We start from the raw sequence: 21,049 nt of genomic DNA on the forward strand, positions 1-21,049 counted from the left end.
AGCTTTGTGATCGGACTTTGAAGGCATTTCTCACCCGTGGGTAACGTCTCCCGCGATACCACGTCATCGTGATCAGGAGCTCCCCATGAACCGCCACCTCTATCGCGAACAACTCGACACGCTTCGGCAGGCACCCCGCCATTCGAGCGCCATGACCGACGATGCCTTCACCGCATTCACGGCCTACGACTACGGCCGGCGCCGCCGCCTGCATCCGGATGTCGCCTGGGAAGACGCGTGCCGTGCATACGCATTCGCCGCCGCTTCCCATGCCGACCACGCCGGACATCTCGATCTCGATACCGAACTCGAACTGGAAGACCACTGGGAACGGCTGCGTGGCGATTCCGGCCCCGACTGGCCGGTGGCCCGCACGTTGCTGCGCGAGACGTGGCGCTGGCTCGACGAACACGGGGCCGGTGCGACCCGCATGCATTGAATCAGCCTCGCATTGCAGGAAACGACGAACGGTAGGCCGGCCATGGCACGCCCCCCCGTCTTCAACAACGCAGGGGCACAATAACGACAAGATCCGGCAGGGGCGTGAGCCATGCATCTCCTTCGGGGAGAAAGGGGTGACACGTTGCCACAGGGGGCCGCGCGCAGTCAGGGACTGTCGCGACGGGGCACGCAAGCGGCTGTCATGTGCTGGTAAGCCGCATTTCATCCAATGGGTTCACCCTCCGCCATGATCCTGCGCCATGGAGGGGAACTCATGTCTTCCTGCCTGTCTGATCCGTTTGCCCCCGCATGGATGGATGATGCGATGCCGTGCGCCGTCATCGACATCCAATCGGAACTGCGCTTCTGGGAAGAAACCTACGCGCGCCAGAGCTTCCACCGCCCGGGCACGCCGTTCCGCCATTACGTACCCACGCTCAAGTTCGCCTACGACATCTACCTGCTGTCGCACAGACGATCGCTAGAAGAACTGCTGCCCTCGCTGCCCTCCCGCTACGAAGCGGGCATCTTGCGTGGCGTCCGGCTGGACTGGCCATTGGCGCACGCGGTCATCGCACGCGTATGGGAGCGGCTCAATGCGCCCCTGGAAGAGGATGCTCCGCTGTTCGCCCCGCCAGTTGCGACCGTCGTGGACGAGCGCGCCCTGTTGGCAGAGGCGATGAACAAAGCGGGCACCCGCACCATCACGCAGCGAATGCAAAGGTGAACGTAAAAGACCTCCCGCGGTTAAACACAGGTTAAAACGCTCTTTATTTCACTTAAGCATCACCGGGCGGAACAAAAAATCCACGTCGCCACCACCACGCCGACCGGGGATCACCAATGGCCAGCCTGCATCATCGCAATGCCCACGCGACCGCCCAGATCGTCGACATCGACGCTGAACTCGCCTACTGGAAGACACGACTCGACGAAGACACGTTCCAGGTGGTCGGAGCCACGGTAGGCGATCTAGAGCAATGCCTGAAGATCGGGTACGACGCCTATCTGTTGCACCATCGCCAGGACTTCGACGACATCGCGCCCTCGCTGCGCGACCGACTGCAGCGCTACTGCCCGGATACGCCGATCGGCTGGTACCGCGCGCAGCCGATCATGCGCGCCGTATGGCAGCGGCTGAAGCCTGCCGTCGCCACGGCCGCAGGCCACGCCTGACTATCCAGCGTCCCTGCACGAGGCAGGGGCGCCTACGCGCGCAGATCCAGCGCGTGTTCGATTGCCTCGAACAACGCCTGGACCTGCACCGGCTTGGTCAATGTCGCGGCGCAGTCGTGGCCGCCGTCCGGCGCACCCGGCTCCCGCAGACGGATCACCGGACCCTCGAAGCCGGCTTCCTGCAACACCGCCAGCACGTCTGCGGCGGACAGCAGCAGGATGTCGTCGTCGATGATCGCCAGCTGCGGCAGGCCATTCCGCGTGATCTGCTGCAACGCATTAGCACCGTCAGGCGCCATGATCGGATCGTAGCCCTGGCTTGCCAGCGCGTTGCCGAGCAGCGAGAGGCGCGTGGCATCGCCGTCGACCAACAGGATGCGGCGGCCCTCGCCATCCCGGAACGCCGTGTCCTCCGTGCCTGTCCAATCGTCGACAGCAGGTGCCGGCAGGTGCAGTTCGAATGCGCTGCCCTGCCCGGGCGTGCTGTTCACTTCGATGCGCCCACGCACGGATTCGACGATGCGCTTGCAGGACATCAGGCCAAGGCCCGTGCCGCTGGTCTTGGTGGTGAAGAACGGCGTGAACAGCTGTTGGCGCGTGGCCTCGTCCATGCCGCTGCCTTCATCGGAAACACGCAGCACCACGTAGTCCTGCCCGTCGGCGGCCACCGTCTGCGTCGCCGACAGGGTCAGCTGCCCGCCGCGTTCGGCCATGGCCTGGATGCCATTCAAGCAGAGGTTGATCAGGCACTGCTGGAATTCGGTGTAGTTGCCTTCGATCAGCAGGTCCTCCGGCGGCAGCTCCACCGTCAGCCGGACCTGCCGCGACAGGCTGCCCTGCAGCAGCAGCTGCACCGCGCTGAACAGCGCCGCCACGCTGATGGTCTCGCTGGCCTTGCGCGAACCGCGCACGAACGACAGCATCGAATCGGCCATCTCGTGGCCGCGTTTGCCGCTCTCCGAGATCACCGAACCCAGGCGCAGGATCTTCGGATCGTCGCTGTAGGTCGACAGCAGGTCGGGCACGATCAACAACGGCTGCAGGATATTGCGCAGATCGTGGCTCAGACCCGCGGCCAGCATCGCCAGGCAGTCCAGCCGCTGCGAGCGCATCAGCTCGCGCTCGGCATGCTCGCGTTCGCGCTCGCTGCGCGCCTCGCGGATGGCACGTGCCACCGCGGCCGGCAGGCGCACCGGGTTGTGCTTCAGCACATAGTCGCTTGCGCCTTCCTGCAACGCCTTGACGGCGGTCTCTTCACCGATGGTGCCCGAGAAGAACACGAACGGCAGCCGAGGATCATGCGCCCGCAGGATTTCCAGCGCCTCGTAGCCGGAGAAGCCGGGGAGTTCCATGTCCGAGAGCACCAGGTCGAACGGCGCACCGGCCAGCGCCATGCGCAGGTCGTCGGCGGCGTCCACGCGCACGAAGGCGGCATCCAGCCCGGCCTCGTGCAACTGCTCTGTCAGCAGTTCGGCGTCGAGTTCGGAATCCTCGACCAGCAGGATACGGACAGGTCCCAACGGTGTTCCCGATTTCGGCACGGATCAGTCTCGCGGCAGGGTTTCGTTGATGACCGCCCAGAACGTGCCCAGCGTCTTGACCGCCTGGAAGAACTGGTCGATATCCACTGGCTTGACCACGTAAGCGTTCACGCCCAGGTCCCAACTGCGTGCGAGGTCGCTTTCCTCGCGCGAGGACGACAGGATCACCACCGGCAGGTGCTTGAGCTTCTCATCGCCACGGATGGTCTTCAGCACCTCCAGCCCATCCATGCGCGGCATCTTGATGTCCAGCAACAGCACCGAGGGAAGTCCATCTTCGCGCTGGGCATGCGCACCACGGCGCAGCAGGTAATCCAGCGCTTCCACGCCGTCCTCCACGTGCACGATGGGATTGGCGAGATTGGCCTCGCGCAGCGCGTCGATCGCCATTTCGGCGTCGGCCAGGCTGTCTTCGGCCAACAGGATGGTACGGATGGCGCTCATGCATCTCTCTCTCTGGAAAGCGGAGCGTCGAGCGCCGCGGGAAGGGTGAAATAGAAGGTGGCGCCCTGGTCGGGCTCGGATTCGCCCCAGATGCGCCCACCATGGCGGCCGAGAACGCGCCGCACGCTGGCCAGGCCGATGCCCGTACCAGGGAAGTCGCTGGCCTTGTGCAGACGCTGGAACACGCCGAACAGCTTGCCGGCATACGCCATATCGAACCCCGCGCCATTGTCACGTACGCTGAACAGGTGGCTGCCGTCAGCCTGCAGCTGGTGGCCCACCTCGACGATGGAACGATCGCGCTGGCTGCTGTACTTCAGCGCGTTGCCCAGCAGATTGCTCCATACCTGCCGCATCATGTTTTCGTCGGCCAGCACGATGGGCTGCGGTGCGATGCGCCATTCCACCCGGTCGGCGCGGCCTTCGTTGGCCTCGTTGGCATCCAGCATGGCGCGCGCCTCGGCTACCAGCGACTGCATGTCCACCGCCTGAAGCCGCAGCGCGCTCCTGCCCAGGCGCGAGTACACCAGCAGGTCATCGATCAGTTGCGACATGCGGCGCGCGGAATCGCCGATCACCTCCAGGTAATGACGGCTCTTGTCGTCGATATCCTCGCCCAGGTGGCGGCCCAGCTTGTCCGAGAAGCCAGCCACATGCCGCAGCGGCGCACGCAGATCGTGCGATACCGAATAACTGAAGGCCTCCAGTTCGCGGTTCACTTCCGACACCTGCTCGACCTTGCCTTCCAACTGGCGGTTCAGCGCAGCAATCTCCTGCTGCGCGGTCTTCTGCAGCGAGATGTCGCTGACCGTCATCAGCACGGCATACTCGTCTTCCCCCGGCAGCGGCATGCGGCGTGCATTGAGCAGCACGGTACGGCGCACACCATCTGCGGTGTCCTGCTGCAGTTCGTAGTCCCACAGCTCGCGTCCTCGTGCAAGCACGTCATCCAGGCGCTGCCGCATCACCTTGTCCTGCCAGGCGCTGCCCAGTTCGTCCAGGCTGCCCGCCTTTGCGCCCTTGCCCATGCCGTAGAGCTCGCCGAAGGCGATGTTGTGCATCTTGATGTGCTGGTCGCCGTCCAGCAGCACGATGGGTTCCCGCACGGTGTCCAGCATCACCAGCGCACGCTCGCTGGCCTGTGCGATCCGCTTCTCCGCATTCAGCCGGCGCGCGACCTGGCGACCCAGCGACAGCAACACCAGGGCGAGCAGCAGCAACTGCGCGCCCATGGCCACGAGGGCCAACCATTCCGCGCGCTGGCGCTGGCGCTGCGCATCGTAGTTGCGCTGGGCCAGCAGTTGCCGTTCGTTGTCCAGGATCTGCGTCAACAGGCCACGGATGGGGAAGCGCGTCGCCAAAGGCGCCACCACGGAACCCCGATACGCTTCGGGGGCCTCCATGAGTTGATCGATGACCTCCATGCGCGCCTCGACCAGTTCGCGCAGGCGGCCGATGAGCACGAGCTGCTCGGGATTGTCGGCCGTGAGTTCGGTCAGCGTCGCGAACCGGTCGGGCAGCGTCTTCCTGCCGGAGGCCAGGCGATCGCGGGCAAGCGGATGGTCCGCGCCAAGCGCGATCATCATGCCGGAGGATTCGATCTCGCGAACCTCGACGACCATCGCCATCACGGCCGCTTCCACCTGGTGGGTGTGCGCCACGGCATCGGCGGCATCAAGATTCGCCCGCGACAGTCGCTGCAGCAGCAGCACGGGGCCCACCACGATCAGCAGGACGGCCAGCCCCAGCAGCGGCAGTCGCCATGTGCCCCAACTTCGCCGGGCGCTGTCGTCGTCGTTCATGATCCCCCGGCATCTGTGGACGGCAGCGGAGCAGCGCATGTCGCGCGGCCACGCCGTTATCCAAGGATGCTATCGCAGGGATGTCACATTTGGAATCAAATCAGGACGTTCAGGAAGCAGCCGCCACGTGCACGCGGTCACGCCCTTCGCGCTTGGCGTCATACAACGCCTGGTCCGCGCGACGCATCTGGTCACGCAAGGATTCGCCTGCCCGGTGTTCAGCGATGCCCGCGGACAGCGTGGTGACGACGCCGCCCTGCTCCTTGCCGAACTCGCTTCGCACCCGTTCGGCGAACGCCCGCGCCGCCCGTGCGTCTTCACCTTCCAGCAGGACCGCGAACTCCTCGCCACCGATGCGTGCCGCGCATCCGTTGGCACCAACGCGCGCACGCATGATGTCTCCCAGCCGCTGCAGCACCAGGTCGCCGCCGTCATGGCCGTGGTGGTCGTTGATGCGCTTGAAATAATCGATGTCCAGTACCGCGACCACCACCGGGACACCTGCCGCCACCGCACGCGCATGCGCCGACACGGCGTGCTCGTTCCAACCGTTGCGATTGAGCAGTCCGGTCAGTTCATCGGTATGCGCCTGCCGCACGAGCCGGCGACGCATCTGCCAGGCCGATACCGCGAAGTCCGTCCGATAACCCGCCAGCACCAGACCGAAGCCGATCGTGGTCAGCGTATACAACCAGTACAGCGCGCTGCCCGTCCCCGGCGCCCCGTACAGGGCGATGCGCAGCAGTGCCATCACCACGATCAGCAGGGCAAGCGCCAGCAACGATACCGGACGCACCATCAGCGCCATCAACGCCAGCGGCAGCAGTTGGAACAGGCCCGTTCGCAGCGCCAGCTGGCCGGTCGCTCCCGGCAGCGGCATGCTCATGAAGATGCCGGTCAGCAGCGTGGCCAGCAGCATCAGTACCAGGCGATGTTGCCAGTTCACCATCCGCGATACGCCTGCCGCGCAGCCCGCCACCAAGGCGGACGCCAGCAGCTGCGACCACACGGGATACCCGATCGATGGCGTCACGCCCGCCATGTCGAACAGGGCGGTGATCGCCAGCAGCACGGCGCCGCACAACAGCACGCCGCTGACAATGGGCCGGGTGGCCCGCAGTTGCGCCAGCGCGAGGTCTTCCCGTTCCTCGGCGTTCAGCGCGCGGGTGGAATCGCGCGACAGCAGTCCGCGCAGGCTGTGCAGCAGGCCCGGGGCAGCGATCGGAGCATGGAGGAGTCGGGCGCGCATGCGCGGTTCCTGGACGGGACTGCTTTCAGGATGCAACTCCCGTGCCACTGCGCGTTCAGAATGTGCCCGTCGCCTGCAACGCGTCACGTGGTACGCGTCCTGCTGCCGCCTGCATGCCGGCGGGACTGACGCACGCGGGCGCTTTCCGCCCGCAGGCGCAGGCGCATGACCCGCTTCATCCGCCGAACGCATCCCGCATGCGTGTTTCATCCGGCCGCTCGATCACGCCCTTCTCGGTGACGATGGCATCGATCAACGTTGCCGGGGTCACGTCGAAGACAGGATTCCACGCCGGCACCCCCTCGGCCACCGTGCGCGTGCCGCCGATGCCCAGCAGTTCGGCCGGATCGCGCTCTTCGATATGGATCGCGTCACCGCTCGGCGTGGCCATGTCAACGGTGGACGATGGCGCCACCACCATGAAGCCCACGCCATGGTGGCGCGCCGCGATGGCCAGCTGGTAAGTGCCGATCTTGTTGGCCGTGTCGCCATTGGCGCAGATGCGGTCCGCCCCCACGACAACCCATTGCACCGCACCGGTCTTCATCAGGTGGGCGGCAGCGGAGTCGGCGATCAGCGTGGCCGGGATGCCGTCCTGCAGCAGTTCCCATGCGGTCAGGCGCGCGCCCTGCTGCCAGGGCCGCGTCTCGCCCGCGTAGACCTTTCCGATGCGCCCCTGCGCCACGCCGGCGCGGATCACGCCCAGTGCGGTGCCGAAGCCGGCCGTGGCCAGCGAGCCGGTGTTGCAATGGGTCAACACGCCACTGCCAGCGGGAATCAGTGCAGCCCCCAGTTCGCCCATGTGCCGGTTGGCGGCCAGATCTTCCTCGGCGATGGCCAGGGCTTCAAGTTCCAGTGCGCCGCGCCATTCGTTGCCCGCCGTCTTCAGCGCGGCGCGCATACGCGCCAGCGCCCATGCCAGGTTCACTGCCGTGGGGCGTGCGTCATTCAGCCGCTGCAGCGCGGGCTCCAGCCTCTCCAGCGCTTCCGCGGGCGTGGTCGCCATCACCTCGCGCGATGCCAGTACCACGCCCCATGCCGCGGCAATGCCGATGGCCGGCGCACCGCGTACCGCCAGTGCATGGATGGCGGCGGCCACTTCGTCGCTGGTGGCGCAGCTCAGGTACTCCACCACGAAGGGCAACCTGCGCTGGTCCAGCAGTTCCAGGGCGCTGCCGGTCCAGCGGATCGGGCGGACGTGGTCGTAACGGGCGTAGTCGATGGCATTGGTCATGCCACCATTGTAACGGTCCGCCGTGAAAGCCCCTCCCTGCCACGATGTCAGCGGCTGCGAAACTCCGCCCGGCAGCCTGCGGTGACCCACACCCCGCGGCCATCACGGCCCCAGGTACGGCCTTCGATGCAGGGCGCACTGGACAGCTGGCGCACCAGTTGCACACCGCCACGGCCGTCCACGTCGCAGACACGGGTGCGGTCGCGCTCGGACTCACAACGGAATACCTGGCCATAGCCCCCTCCGTTGTTCCAGCCACCACCGCTCCAGCCATTGCCGCGCCGCTGGACCTCGAACTCCGCACGGCAGCCCTGCGACACCCAGATCCCGTTACGGTCCTGGCCCCAGCTCCGCCCTTCGATGCAGCGCGCGCTGGAGAGCTGGCGCACCAGACGCACATCGCCACGCGTGGAGATCGCGCAGGTGCGCGTGCGGCCATTGTCCGACTCACAGCGGATGCGCTGCCCACTGTTACCGCCATTCCATCCACCGCGCCCGCTGGCGAACTCCGCGCGGCAACCGCGATTCACCCACACACCATCGCGGGTCTGGCCCCAGGTGCTGCCTTCCTCGCAGCGCGTCTTCGACAACTGTCTCACCACCTGCACGCGGCCACGCGTGTCCATGCGGCATTCCCGGTAGCGGCCATCGTTGGATTCGCAGCGGATCACCTGACCGTTGCGACCGTAGCCATCACTGCCGTACTGCGGCGCGGCGTGGGCAGCGGCGGTGCCGAGCAGCGCGGCGGCACCCAGCATCAGCGAAGCAAGAAGTCGACGTTCCATGGCATGCATCCTCGTGTGTGTTGCATTGAAATCTACGCAGCCATCATGAACGTGAACCCACGAAACCGTTTGCAGGAATCGAATCGCTGATGGCGTGTTTGGCTGACTTTCAGGCGCGCGCGAAATCGAACGCCAGCACATCGGCGATCCGCGGCGTGTCCTGCATGGCCATCAACAACCGGTCCACGCCCAGCGCCACGCCCGAGCAGTCGGGAAAGCCGTGCGACAGCGCTGCCAGCAGGTGCGCGTCTATCGACGGCGAAGGCGTGCCGCGCGCTGCACGCGCGGCCACGTCGCGCTGGAAGCGTTCGCCCTGTTCGATGCCATCGGCCAGCTCGTGGTACCCGTTGGCCAGTTCCAGCGGCCCCAGGTAAAGCTCGAAACGCTCGGCCACGGGCACGGCGTCGTGGCGGATGCGCGCCAGCGCACACTGCGACGCGGGGTAGTCGTACACGGCCAGCACCTGGTCGCGCGGGAAGTCCGGCTGGATCCGGTGCGTCATCAGCAGGTCCAGCCAGTCATCGCGCGTCAGGCCGTCGCCATCGATGGCAATGCCGCTGGCCGCGGCGCGCACGGTGTCCAGGTCGGCGGTCATCGGATCGAACCCCAACCGCTGCAGGTACAGGTCGCGGAAGCTGATCCGAGACGCGGTGGCCGTGCGACCGACCAGCGCGAGCGCCGACTGCACCAGCGCCACGGTTTCATCGATCAGCGGCGCCAGCGTCCAGCCCACGCGGTACCACTCCAGCATGGTGAATTCCGGGTTGTGCCGCCCGCCCGCCTCGCCGTCGCGGAACACCCGGCCCAGCTCGTAGCAGTCGCCCACGCCGGCGGCCAGCAAGCGCTTCAGCGGAAACTCCGGCGACGTGCGCAGCCAGCGCGTGCGCGATGCACCATCGGTGCGACCCGAAAATTCGAGCGCGAAGGAGGCGATGTTGGGGTCGGTATTGCCCGCCCACGACATCATCGGCGTCTCCACCTCCAGCACGCCGCGCTCGTGGAAGAACTCGCGGATCAGCCGGTTGAGCGAGGCGCGCAGGCGCAATGTGTCGAGCGAAGCCGAAGGTTGCCAGGTCAAGGCAAGCCTCCCGCCACTGTAGGAGCGACGTAAGTCGCGACCGGAAGAATTCTCCTGCCATGCAGCGTGTTTCGCGTCGCTGCGTTCAAGGGTCGGAACGCTGTTGCCGTGCGGTCGCGACTTACGTCGCTCCTACAGAGAAGCGGGCTCCGCCTCATGCATGCTTCTCCAAGAACGCCAGAAGCTGTGCTTCGTCCCAGATCTCGATGCCCAGTTCCTGTGCCTTGGCCAGCTTGGAACCGGCGGCTTCGCCGGCCACCACCAGGTGGGTCTTCTTCGACACGCTGCCGGCCACCTTGGCGCCCAGCGCTTCCAGCTTCTCGCCGGCTTCGTCGCGACTCATCGCGGCCAGGCCGCCGGTCAGGACCACGGTCTTGCCGTCCAGCGGACCGGCAGAGATGGCGGCGTCTTCCGGCGTGACCTTCAGCAGCTCCTCCAGCGCCGCGCCGCTGCGCACCAGCAGCCGCGCATTCGCCTCGTCTTCAAGCCACGCGGCGAAGGCGTTTGCAGAATCGCTGGGCAGGCCGGCGGTGACGAAGTTGTGCACCGGCGCGTCCAGCAGCGCCTGCACCGACAGAAATGCCGTGGCCAGCTGTTCGGCGCGCACGCGGGTGACCTTGGGAATCTCCAGGTCCACCAGCAGCGTGGCCAGGTCCAGGCCGGCGCGCAGCTTGCCCGACGGCGGATGTGTGTCGCCGATGACCACGCCGCGCGCCAGCAGGTCGCCGATGGCCTGCTGGTTGCCGGGCTGGTCGAGGAAGTGGCCCAGCGAGCGCGCCACTTCGCCACCGATGTCCGGCACGCGCTTGAACAGTGGCCACGGCAGGCGGCGGATCAGCTGAAGGTCGCCGAACCACTGTGCCAGCGCCTTCGCGGTGCTCTCGCCCACGTGCTGGATGCCCAGTGCGAACAGGAAGCGCTCCAGCGTGGTCTGTCGACTGCGGTCGATGGCCTCGATCAGGTTCTCGGCCCACTTCGTCGCGACCTTGCCGGACTTCACCGTCTCGGGCGTGGTGCCGTCGCGCTCGTCCGCGCGCCGCTTCATCTCCAGCAGGTCGTCCACGGTCAGCGTGTAGAGGTCAGCGATGCACTGCACGATGCCGAGGTCGCTCAGGTCCTCCACGAAACGCTCGCCCAGGCCTTCGATGTCCATCGCGCGGCGCGAGGCGAAGTGGATGATCGTCTCCTTGCGTTGCGCCGGGCAGGTCAGCTCGCCGCTGCAGCGCCAGACCGCGGCGCCCTCTTCGCGCACGATCTCCGAGCCGCAGACCGGGCACGCCGTCGGCATCTGCCACGGCTGCGTGCCGGCGGGGCGGCGTTCCAGCACCACGCCCACCACTTCGGGGATGACATCGCCGGCGCGGCGGATGATCACGGTGTCGCCGTTGCGCACGTCCAGGCGCGCCACCTGGTCGGCGTTGTGCAGCGTGGCGCGCGTCACCGTCACGCCGCCCACGTGCACCGGCTGCATCAGCGCCCACGGCGTCACCGCACCGGTGCGGCCGACGTTGACCTCGATGGACTCCAGCACGGTCATCTGTTCCTGCGCCGGGAACTTGTGCGCGATGGCCCAGCGCGGCGCGCGCGAGACGAACCCCATCGCGCGCTGCCCTTCCCCGTCGTCCAGCTTGTAGACCACGCCGTCGATGTCGAACGGCAATGCGTCGCGGCGTTCGCCGATACGCCGGTAGTAGTCCAGCAGCCCGTCGGCGCCTTCCACGGTTTCGCTGAGGCTGCTGACCGGAAAGCCCCACGCACGCAGCTGCTTCAGCGTGGCCGAATGCGAGTCCGGCAGTTCGCCGCCCTCCACCAGGCCAGTGCCGTAGGCGAAGAACGCCAGTGGCCGCTGCGCGGTGATGCGCGGGTCCAGTTGGCGCAGCGAACCGGCGGCGCCGTTGCGCGGATTGGCCAGCACCTTGCCGCCGTGCAGGCGGGCGTGTTCGTTGTACGTCTCGAAATCCGCGCGCGGCATGTACACCTCGCCACGCACTTCCAGCACGTCCGGCCAGCCGTTGCCGCGCAGCTTGAGGGGAATGGCCTTGACCGTGCGCAGGTTGAGGGTGACGTCCTCACCGGTGGCGCCATCGCCGCGCGTGGCGCCCTGCACGAACACGCCATTCTCGTAGCGCAGGCTGATGGCCAGCCCGTCCAGCTTGGGCTCGGCGGAGAACAGCAGCGTGGGCCGCTTCAGCCGGTCGGCGATGCGGCGAACGAAGTCGTCCACCTCTTCGTCGCTGAAGGCATTGCCCAGCGACAGCATGGGGATGGCGTGGCGCACCTCGGCGAACTTGCCGGCCGGGGCGTTGCCCACGCGCTGGGTGGGCGAATCGGCGGTGACCAGCTCCGGGTGGGCGGCCTCCAGCTCATCCAGCTCACGCAGCAGGCGGTCGTACTCGGCGTCCGGGATGTTGGGCTCGTCGAGGACGTGGTAGCGGTGGTTGGCGTCCTCCAACTGGCGGCGGAGGTCGGCGATGCGGGCAGTAGGCGTCAGCGTCATGGGGGAATTCTAAAGCCCCGCGCCGTGAGGGAAGGCGCAACGCCGGCGGGTCGAGGACCGTCCCTGCCCTCCGGCCCCGCGCGTGCCTCACGTGGCCGGATCGTTCACAAGGCTCGGAATCCCAAGCGCAAGGCACTGCAGCTCCATCGATGGGGCCCCGAGTGCCATCGATGGGGCTGGGAGTGCCATCGATGGGTTTCCGGGGGCGATCAATGGGGCTCCGGAATGCCATCGATGGCTTTCGGAGTGTGATCGCTGCGGCTGGGGAGCCCGACGGATGGGGCTCGGAATGTGATCGATGGGGCGTTGAGGGCGATCGATGGCTTTCAGAGAGCCATCGATGGAGCTCATGTACGCCATCGTCGGCGCTCCGAGCCGTGCGCGCGAGGCTCGGAGAGCCATCGATGGGGCTCGGAGCCCGATATGGCGACGGGAATGTGAGGCCCGACGCCCGCCGGGGCCCTGCTTCACGCGTGGACCAGGTACAGCACATCCTCGTCCAGGTCACGCAGGACCTCGGGCAGCGCGGCGCCCACTCTCACCGGACGGCGCTCGCGTATGCGGATGTCCTCATCCAGCGGGCCGCTGTAATGGTGCAGCAGCAGGCCAAGTTCCCGCACCTGTCCGGAGCCCAGCACCGCGTCGATGAAGGCGACCCATTTCGCCATCGCGGTGTCGACGCGGCGTGCCTCGACCTGCGCGTCCACCTCCGCCTGCTCGCGCTTCTGAGCCAGCGCCCGCGCCACCTTGGCCGTGCTCCACCCTTTGCGCGCCAGTTTCCGGGCTTCCTCGTCCCAGTCGGTGGTGCGCGACCTGCGCGCCCACCCCAACGGCGCATCGCAGTCGCAGTGGCCGAGCGTGGTCAGGAAGTACGCCTCGCAGGGCGCCAGGTGTCGCTGCACCGACGGATTTGCCAGGGGACGGAGCTGCTTGCCATGCGCACGCGCAAGCGCGTCCAGCGCGGCAATCTGCGCCGTGGCGGGCAGCGTGGCGGTGATGAAACGGCACATGGGCGCAGTCTAGCCGGTCAAAGTCATGGCATGCCCGCACCCACGGTCATCCGCACCGGGATGCCGGCCGGATCGAACCCGTCCAGGCAGTGCACGTTGATGCCGTAGTAGTCCGGGGTGACGCGCTTGCGGTGGAAGGGATAGATGCCGCACACCTTGCAGAAGTAGTGGTGAGCGGTGTGGGTGTGGAACTGGTAATCGGTCAGCGCGTCTTCGCCGGCCAGCAGGCGGAAGGCGTTTTCGTGCACCTTCACCATCAGCGCGTTCTTCTTGCGGCAGATCGAGCAGTCGCACTGCGTCAACTCGGGGAAATCGGTATCGATCTCGAAGCGTACGGCACCGCAATGGCAGCGGCCGGTGTAGGTTTGCAGGGGGCGGCTCATCGGGCATCCCATGGGGTTTGGAGGGGTCGGGGTGAGCAACGCGAACCCCTACACGCGCGGCCGGACCAGAGCATCAGAAAGCAACCGCAGGATGGGTTGAGCCATCGGCGGCTTTCAACGGCGAAGCCGGTCTACCCATCACGCTTTTTCAGAGGAGCGATGGGTATCGCTTCGCTCAACCCATCCTACGCGCTGCGCGCATGTCGGGCCGCGTGATCAGGTGTCGGCGTACTCGGCTTCGTGCGCCCTGAGCTTCTCGGGCAATGCAATGCCGTCGCGTCGCGCAATGGCGAACATCGCACGCTGGGTGAAGCCGCCATGGATCTTTCCGGCGCTGTCCCGTACCTGCCAGTCCTCGATGTCCTCGAAGGCGCAGTGATGCAGGCGGTCCAGCGTGCCGTTGTGGGTCACGGGCGGCGTGACCAGGCGCACGCCCAGTTCGCTTGGCCCGAGCACTTCGACGACCTCGGCCCACAGGTGCTCCACCTGCCCGGAACTGCTGACGAAGCGCAGCTTGACCAGTGCGCTCTCGCGCGGCCCCGCCAGGTGCGAGCGGAATGCATCCAGGGTGGCGGTGGCGCGCTCCATCGCAGCCAGCAGCAGGGGATCGTCCGGGTCCGTCTGCAACGGCGGAAACTCGGGACGCGGCGAACGCCATCGGATGAAAAGCCACAATGCGCCACACAAGGCGAGGAACAAGCCGATCTTGACGGGTAATGGCATGGTGGATCCTGCAAGGGGCGACCCAGCGCAAGGTACTGCACACGCGCAACACGGGGAAGCTCAACCGAGGCGCGCGGCTCCGGCGGGCAGGAACCGCACCACCTTCTCCTTCAACCGTTGAATGAGTGCCGGATCCATGAAGTCGTAGTTGTCTGGAATGTCCAGGCAGACCACGCGCTTGCCGTTGAGGTGGCGGGCGAACTTCGCTGACAAGCGGACCCGGTGGACTTTCTCCATCACGAAGACCAGGTCTGCCCATGCCAGGAGCTCGGGCGACACAGGCACCTCGGCGTCATGACCCAGTCCCGCCGAGGCCGTCTCGATTCCCGGCCAGTCGGCGAACACGTGCTCCGCCGTGGGGCTGCGCAGGCGGTTCTGGGTGCAGATGAAGAGGACGTTGCGGGGCATGGCGGGAGTGTGCGGGATCGCGTGGTGGTGGGCCAAGGCCCAGCCTACATGGTGCAGCCGACACGTAGGTAGGGCGGGCCCCGGCCCGCCGTCCGGGTTCACCGCAGGATCTTCTCCATCGCCTTCCCTTTCGCCAGTTCGTCCACCAGCTTGTCGACGTAGCGGATCTTCCGCATCAGCGGGTCTTCGACGTCTTCCACGCGCACGCCGCAGACCACGCCTTTGATGAGCGACGCGTTCGGATGAAACGCCGGCGCCTCGGCGAAGAACGTGGCGAAATCCATCTTCGCCTCAATGTGCCGCTCCAGGCTTGATCGTACACCGTCAGCCAACGGATGACCTCGCGGACTTCCGCCTTCGTACGGCCCTTGCGCTCCGCCTTCTGCACGTAGAGCGGGTACACGCTGGCGAAGGAGGTGGTGAAGATGCGGCGCTAGCCATTGGCGTTCCTCAGAATCCGGGCGCGGAGAGTAATCGTAGGATGGGTTGAGCCGAAGGCGATACCCATCGTGAGCCAGCCTTGCCGTCGGCGACAAACAGATCGGCGCCGTCGTGCAAAGCCACATCGCTCGACTCATCCCACGCCTTCATGAAATCCATGTCGGCTCAGTTCCGAGCACATGCCAGACACCTTCCTTGAACCGCAACCTGGACCGGAACCCGCCGCCGCAATGCGGGCCGCAGTGAATCCCATAGTCCACCGTCGCGAGCAAGCCTTCTGCGTCCCGTCCGTACCGTGGCATCTGAAGCGACATCCAGGACGCCATGCCGGGATAGCTTCGCTGGAGGCACGGCAAGGGCGAGTGCGACCGCTCGCGCGCCATCTGGCTCAAGCAACGGTCGACGTTCGCGTTGAAACGGACCCCATCCTCGACGTGGATGGAAGGACACCCGAGGTCTTCGGGTAGTGCCAGCAGGCGCAGTTCACGGCGCCCATCCACGCGGTCACGTGGCGGCGACGCCACGATGAAAAACTCTCGGTCCATGTGGCAGCGCCCTTCCAGCGCAAGCCGCAGCACGACCGCGTCGTATTGCAGCGCGAACGCCCGCGTCAGCACGAACGGCGGGATCTCTTCAGGAGGTGGAGGCGGTACCGTCGGCCGCGCCTTCAACAACGGCAGGATCAGCGCCACGATGGACGCGCCGAACAGAAGAACCATCCACGTTGCGATGCGCCTGCGTGCCATCTTCCGATTCCCCCGACCGCTAGACATGCTGATTGATGGCCGATCGCTAAGCTGCGCACCCCGGCGGCCATCCTTTTTCACCGCCGATGGGTATCGCCTTCGGCTCAACCCATCCTACGCACGCTTTTCAACCAAGACGCTACTTGACCACCAAACTGATACTTGCACCATCAGGCAGCTGATCGATCTGTCGCGCAATAGAGCCTGATACGGAAACAAGTTCCTCAAGCGGCATCGTGGCGACATTGTCTCCTCCATACTCACCGCCCAGCACACTAGGAATTTTCAGGCAGCATTTGAACCCCGGACGGAGCGGACCAAGCCTCTCTTTCGCCTGCCGCACCAGCTCGGTCATATTCCAATCGTGCGAGAAGCCCTGATCGTTCGAGAGCGTATCCAGCTCAGCCCTCGAGGCGGCAATCATCCTGCAGCAAGGGTCCTCCGGACGGAGCCGCCAGTAGTGTTCTTCGAAGTCCTTGACGATCAAGTTTCCGAATGCGTTGTCCCCGATGACGAGTTGCGGCCTCAAACCCGTCCAGCCCCACGACTCCTCAATGATGGCTATCAGCTGCATGCGTCGTTATTGAACACGCCGCCCGATCTCCACAATCACCACCGCGGCGCCTTCGTCAGCGGCGGCGCTTCATGCTGGCGGTCGTACGCACGCAGTTCCTCGCGGATGTGCTGGATCCGCTGGCGGCCGAGGGTGTTGCGGCTGTCGTCGAGGACTACGCCGCCCAGCAGTTCGGCCATGCGCTCGACGTTGGGGAGCAGCTTCTCCCAGGCTTCCAGCGCCGTCATCGGTGCGGGCAGCGTGAGGAAGAACGCGATGGCCGGGGTTTCCAGGGTGCGGATGTTGGCCATGTCGAAGCTGCCGGGCTGCATGATGTTGGCCATGCTGAAGACCGGGCCGCGTTCCGCATGCCCTTCCACCAGCCGGTGGAAGACATTCATGTGGCCGAAGGTCAGGCCCGTCTTCTCGGCGGCGACCACGATGTCCTCGCCGCGCAGCACCTGCCCGGCCTTGGCCGCGACATACAGCGAGACGATCTTGTCGAAATCCTGGCTGGGCCGCTTGCCCAGGTCGCTTTCGACGCCCGCCACCGGCGTGCCGCCGGGCAGGCCCAGCTCGGGCTGGCTGACACGGTCGTCGCTGTAGTCCTGCAACTGCTCGCTGGTGTCGTCGCCAGCAAGGCTGGGCTCGACGCGCGCCGTGTCGCGTTCGGCGGGTTCCAGCCGGCGGCCCTGGCTGGGTTTCTTGGGACGACCGAACAGGAAGATCGCGACCAGCAACAGGATGCCGGCGACGATGATTCCGATACGAAGCATGGCCATGTCGGACACAGGGGATTCTCCGGCAAGGTGGAATGGATGAAGGGTCAGGCGGCGCCGGCCAGGCGGGCGGCCTCTTCCAGGTCCACCGACACCAGCCGGCTGACACCGGGTTCCCGCATGGTAACGCCACTGAGCTGGTGTGCGGCTTCCATCGTGGCCTTGTTGTGGGACACGAACAGGAACTGCACCTTCTCGCTCATCTCCTTCACCATGTTGGTGAAGCGGCCCACGTTGGCCTCGTCGAGTGGAGCATCGACTTCGTCCAGCAGGCAGAACGGCGCGGGATTGAGCTGGAAGATGGCGAACACCAGCGCCACCGCGGTCATCGCCTTCTCGCCGCCGGAGAGCAGCGAAATATTGGACACGCGCTTGCCGGGAGGACGCGCCATGATGGCCACGCCGGTGTCGAGCAGGTCTTCGCCGGTCAGTTCCAGATAGGCATGGCCGCCGCCGAACAGGCGCGGATACAGCTGCTGCACGCCGGCATTGACGCGGTCGAAGGTGTCCTTGAAGCGGCCGCGGGTCTCGCGGTCGATCTTGCGGATGGCTTCTTCCAGCGTTTCCAGCGCGGTGGTCAGGTCGACGTTCTGCGCGTCCAGATACTCCGAACGCTGGCTGGCTTCGCCGTACTCGTGGATGGCGGCCAGGTTGACCGGCTCCAGCCGGCGCATGCGGCCATCGATCTGGGTGACGGCCTGCTCCCACTCGCGGATGTCGGCGACCTCGGGCAGCGTGTTGATGACGTCGTCCAGCACGAAGCCGCCGGCGACGACGGCCTCGGACAGCTGCTCGGCCTTCAGCGCGAGTGCCTGCTGGTCGAGCTTGCGCTGCGAGATGCGCTCGCGTTGGGCCACGGCCTGTTCGTCGCGTTGCTGGCGGGTCTGCTCGTACTTGCGCAGCTCGTTGTCGATGCCTTCCAGCAGCGAGCGCGCTTCGGCCAGCTGGCGGTCGGCGGTGACGCGGTGTTCGAGGGCAGCCTGGCGCTGGGCATCCAGCTCCTGGACCGGTGAATCGCCTTCGCTGAGCTGCAGGGTGAGTTCTTCCAGGCGTGAGTCCAGCTGCCCGCGCTGCCCACCCATGCGCTCCAGCGCCTGGCTCAGCGAGACGATCTGGGCGCGCTGCGATTCCAGCGTCAGTGCCAGCGCGTGCACGGTGTCGCGCGAACTGCGGGCGGCTTCGCGGGCCTGGTCGCGGGCGTCGACCAGCTGGCGGCGTTCGCCTTCCAGTGCCTGCCGGGCCGACTCCAGGTCGCCCATGCGGGTAACCGCATCCTCGAGCTTGGCGCGGGCTTCGCGGGCCTGTTCGCGGCTGGTATCCAGCGTTTCGACCAGTTGCGCGATCTCGCCATCGATGCGCTCAAGGCGCGTCCGCGTGGCGTCCACCTTGCCCTGCTGGCTCTGCAGCTGGCCGGCCAGTTCCGACACGCCGCGATGGGCCATGTAGAGCGTGCGCTGCGCGTCTTCGCGCTGCTGCTCGGCGGCCAGCAGCTGATCGCGCAGCTGCGCCAGGCGCTCTTCCAGTTCGGCTTCGCGCGCCTGCAGGGTTTCGATCTCGCCACGCAGCGCCTGGATCTCGCGCTCGCGCAGCAGCGCGCCCTGCTTGGCGGCGCCGGAACGCAGCACGCGCACCCAGCCTGCGCCGAGGCGTTCGCCGTTGCGGGTGATGACGGAATCGCCCTCGCCAAGCTGCGATTGCAGGCGGCGGGCTTCACCCAGATCCTCGGCCACGTGCAGGCGGGCCAGCAGGCGACGGATCGCCGCCGGCCCCTGCACCTTGGCGGCCAACGAGGTCGGTGCGAACGCGACATCGCTGCGGTCGTCCGACACCAGTGCGATGCGGCCGTCGCCGAGTTCGCCCAGTGCATCGACCAAGGCTTCGGGCGCATCGACCAGCACACCTTCGATCAGCTGGCCGAGCGCGCCTTCGACGGCGTTCTCCCAGCCCGGCTCGACGGTCAGCTTCTCGCCGACGCGCGAAGCATTGTCCAGGCCGCGCGCCTTCAACCAGCTCATCGCGGCGCCCTGCTCCTGGCCCAACGCGGCGTGCTGCAGCGTCTCGAGCGAGGACAGGCGGCCGCGCGCTTCCTGCGCGCGCTTGCGCACGTCGGACAGCTCGGTCTGGGTGCCACGCTGCTGCTCCTGCACGTCGGCGGCGCCCTGCTTGCGCGCCTCGACCTGCTCGGCCAGCGTGTCCAGTGATTCCTTCTGGGTATCGTGCTGCAGCTGCAGTTGTTCGAAGGCGGACGCCAGTGCGTCCAGGTCCAGCCCGAGGCGTTCGTTGGCCAACGCCTCGCGACGGCGCTCGGCTTCCAGCGACTGGCGGTCGAGGTAATCCACGCGGGTGCGTTCCACGTCACCGGCGCGCGAAGCTTCCGCCGATTCGCGGCTGTGGGTTTCCCAGCGCAGTTGCCAGTCGGCCAGCGCGGCCTCGGCCTCGCGCAGGGCGTCCTGGCGGAACACATCCTCCTCGCGCAGCTGTTCGAGCTGCGGTTCGGCATCGGCGACCGACTCACGCAGCACGTTGAGGCGGGTCTCGTCGCCGCTGATGTGCTGGCCGAGTTCCTGCAGCGCGTTATGGGCTTCGTCGCGGGCCCTCTTCAGGCGGTCGCCGAGCTCGCGCTGGTGCTGGATCTGCTGTTCGATGCGGGCCAGCGTGCTGCCGACCTGGTAGACCTCACCCTGCGCCTTGTTGAGGGCATCGGCAGCTTCCTCGCGGCGCACGCGGTCGGTTTCGAGCAGGCGCTCGGCTTCGCGCTGTTCGGCAATCAGCTGCTGCAGGCGGGTCTCTTCCTGCGACAACGCCTCGCGCAGGCCCTGCAGCTTGCCGTCAAGGCCGCGATACTCCAGCGCCTTCCACTCGGCGTCCTTCACCCGGCGTTCTTCCTGCAGCGCCTTGTACTGCTCGGCCTGCTTGGCCTGGCGCTTGAGGTGCTCGAGCTGCTTGCCGATTTCCTCGCGCAGGTCGTTGAGGCGGTCGAGGTTTTCGCGGGTGTGGCGGATGCGGGTTTCGGTTTCCTTGCGGCGCTCCTTGTACTTGGAGATGCCGGCGGCTTCCTCCAGGTACACGCGCAGGTCTTCCGGCCGCGCTTCGATGATCTGGCTGATCATGCCCTGCTCGATGATCGAGTAGCTGCGCGGGCCCAGGCCGGTGCCGAGGAACAGGTCGGTGATGTCGCGGCGGCGGCACTTGGTGCCGTTGAGGTAGTAGTTGCTCTGGCCGTCGCGACTGACCAGGCGCCGGACCGAGATTTCGTTGAAGGCGGCGAACTCGCCGCTGATGGTGTGGTCGCTGTTGTCGAAGATCAGTTCGACCGAGGCCTGCGAGACGGGCTTGCGCGCCGCCGAGCCGGAGAAGATCACATCGGTCAGCGAGTCGCCGCGCAGGCGGCTGGCCGAACTTTCGCCCATGACCCAGCGCACCGCATCGATGATGTTCGACTTGCCGCAGCCGTTCGGACCGACCACGCCGGTCATGTTGGTCGGCAGGTGCAGCACGGTGGGATCGACGAACGACTTGAAACCGGACAGCTTGATGGTGGAAAGGCGCATGCGGCGGTGTCTTCCGGGCACCGCGACCGGACCGGGCCGGCGCGCTGCCGCAAGTGTGAAGTGGGATCAGCTTCGATTGCCAATTCATTGATTTGACTGACAATCCGACATGCCTTGGGGCACGCCAACGGATGAGTATAGCCGCCCCTGCCATGGGATGCCCGGGCCTCCCGTTGACGTACGCCGCACCACTACCAGCGTACGGAGA

Annotated in this window: 20 protein-coding genes; 3 read left to right on the plus strand and 17 right to left on the minus strand. The window is 66.6% G+C overall.

What is annotated here, in order from left to right:
- The first annotated feature begins 85 nt into the window (after nt 1-85).
- From FB548_RS11780 to FB548_RS11790, 3 genes are all read left to right on the plus strand, one after another.
- Entirely contained in the window at nt 86-439 is a 354-nt protein-coding gene (locus tag FB548_RS11780) for a hypothetical protein (RefSeq protein ID WP_142124969.1), read from the plus strand.
- A gap of 249 nt (nt 440-688) precedes the next feature.
- Nucleotides 689-1,168: a hypothetical protein gene (locus FB548_RS11785; RefSeq protein ID WP_142124970.1), complete on the plus strand. Its 480-nt coding sequence runs from the start codon at nt 689-691 to the stop codon at nt 1,166-1,168.
- Nucleotides 1,169-1,284: 116 nt separating this feature from the next.
- Nucleotides 1,285-1,617: a hypothetical protein gene (locus tag FB548_RS11790; protein ID WP_142124971.1), complete on the plus strand. Its 333-nt coding sequence runs from the start codon at nt 1,285-1,287 to the stop codon at nt 1,615-1,617.
- A 32-nt stretch (nt 1,618-1,649) separates the two neighbouring features.
- Here FB548_RS11790 and FB548_RS11795 read toward each other — a convergent pair whose 3' ends face one another.
- The 17 genes from FB548_RS11795 to smc form a co-directional block, all read right to left on the minus strand.
- Nucleotides 1,650-3,158, minus strand: a complete 1,509-nt coding sequence (locus tag FB548_RS11795) for an ATP-binding protein (RefSeq protein ID WP_142124972.1) — start codon at nt 3,156-3,158, stop codon at nt 1,650-1,652.
- 3 nt (nt 3,159-3,161) lie between these two features.
- Nucleotides 3,162-3,602, minus strand: coding sequence for a response regulator (locus FB548_RS11800; protein WP_142124973.1), 441 nt, complete (start codon nt 3,600-3,602; stop codon nt 3,162-3,164).
- Nucleotides 3,599-5,404, minus strand: coding sequence for an ATP-binding protein (locus tag FB548_RS11805; RefSeq protein WP_142124974.1), 1,806 nt, complete (start codon nt 5,402-5,404; stop codon nt 3,599-3,601). The genes FB548_RS11800 and FB548_RS11805 overlap by 4 nt, the downstream gene beginning before the upstream one ends.
- A 109-nt stretch (nt 5,405-5,513) precedes the next feature.
- On the minus strand, nt 5,514-6,653 hold the full coding sequence (locus FB548_RS11810; protein WP_185742091.1) for a GGDEF domain-containing protein: 1,140 nt from the start codon (nt 6,651-6,653) through the stop codon (nt 5,514-5,516).
- Nucleotides 6,654-6,828: 175 nt separating this feature from the next.
- Nucleotides 6,829-7,887: an S-methyl-5-thioribose-1-phosphate isomerase gene (gene mtnA / locus FB548_RS11815; RefSeq protein ID WP_142124976.1), complete on the minus strand. Its 1,059-nt coding sequence runs from the start codon at nt 7,885-7,887 to the stop codon at nt 6,829-6,831.
- 47 nt (nt 7,888-7,934) lie between these two features.
- Nucleotides 7,935-8,672: a DUF3011 domain-containing protein gene (locus tag FB548_RS11820; RefSeq protein ID WP_255470516.1), complete on the minus strand. Its 738-nt coding sequence runs from the start codon at nt 8,670-8,672 to the stop codon at nt 7,935-7,937.
- Between the two features lie 109 nt (nt 8,673-8,781).
- On the minus strand, nt 8,782-9,750 hold the full coding sequence (gene epmA / locus FB548_RS11825) for an EF-P lysine aminoacylase EpmA (RefSeq protein WP_142124978.1): 969 nt from the start codon (nt 9,748-9,750) through the stop codon (nt 8,782-8,784).
- Between the two features lie 154 nt (nt 9,751-9,904).
- Entirely contained in the window at nt 9,905-12,247 is a 2,343-nt protein-coding gene (gene ligA, locus FB548_RS11830) for an NAD-dependent DNA ligase LigA (protein WP_142124979.1), read from the minus strand.
- Between the two features lie 467 nt (nt 12,248-12,714).
- On the minus strand, nt 12,715-13,257 hold the full coding sequence (locus tag FB548_RS11835) for a hypothetical protein (RefSeq protein ID WP_142124980.1): 543 nt from the start codon (nt 13,255-13,257) through the stop codon (nt 12,715-12,717).
- Between the two features lie 23 nt (nt 13,258-13,280).
- Entirely contained in the window at nt 13,281-13,640 is a 360-nt protein-coding gene (locus FB548_RS11840) for a GFA family protein (protein WP_142124981.1), read from the minus strand.
- A 216-nt stretch (nt 13,641-13,856) separates the two neighbouring features.
- Nucleotides 13,857-14,363, minus strand: coding sequence for a DUF2314 domain-containing protein (locus tag FB548_RS11845; protein WP_142124982.1), 507 nt, complete (start codon nt 14,361-14,363; stop codon nt 13,857-13,859).
- Nucleotides 14,364-14,423: 60 nt separating this feature from the next.
- A complete protein-coding gene (locus FB548_RS11850; RefSeq protein WP_142124983.1) occupies nt 14,424-14,771 on the minus strand; it encodes a low molecular weight protein tyrosine phosphatase family protein in 348 nt (115 codons plus the stop codon).
- A gap of 98 nt (nt 14,772-14,869) precedes the next feature.
- Complete coding sequence (locus FB548_RS19010; protein WP_345775916.1) at nt 14,870-15,349, minus strand: DUF2200 family protein; 480 nt, start codon at nt 15,347-15,349, stop codon at nt 14,870-14,872.
- 9 nt (nt 15,350-15,358) lie between these two features.
- The gene (locus FB548_RS11860) at nt 15,359-15,958 is read right to left on the minus strand and encodes a hypothetical protein (RefSeq protein ID WP_142124984.1); all 600 of its coding nucleotides are present in this window, start codon (nt 15,956-15,958) and stop codon (nt 15,359-15,361) included.
- A gap of 139 nt (nt 15,959-16,097) precedes the next feature.
- Nucleotides 16,098-16,532 (minus strand): T6SS immunity protein Tdi1 domain-containing protein, encoded by a 435-nt coding sequence (locus FB548_RS11865; protein WP_142124985.1) that lies wholly within the window; start codon nt 16,530-16,532, stop codon nt 16,098-16,100.
- A gap of 35 nt (nt 16,533-16,567) precedes the next feature.
- Nucleotides 16,568-17,302, minus strand: a complete 735-nt coding sequence (gene zipA / locus FB548_RS11870) for a cell division protein ZipA (protein WP_142124986.1) — start codon at nt 17,300-17,302, stop codon at nt 16,568-16,570.
- A gap of 35 nt (nt 17,303-17,337) precedes the next feature.
- On the minus strand, nt 17,338-20,841 hold the full coding sequence (gene smc / locus FB548_RS11875; protein WP_142124987.1) for a chromosome segregation protein SMC: 3,504 nt from the start codon (nt 20,839-20,841) through the stop codon (nt 17,338-17,340).
- Nucleotides 20,842-21,049 lie beyond the last annotated feature (208 nt).

The organism is Pseudoxanthomonas sp. 3HH-4 (genome assembly GCF_006716465.1).
Classification (GTDB): Bacteria; Pseudomonadota; Gammaproteobacteria; order Xanthomonadales; family Xanthomonadaceae; genus Pseudoxanthomonas_A.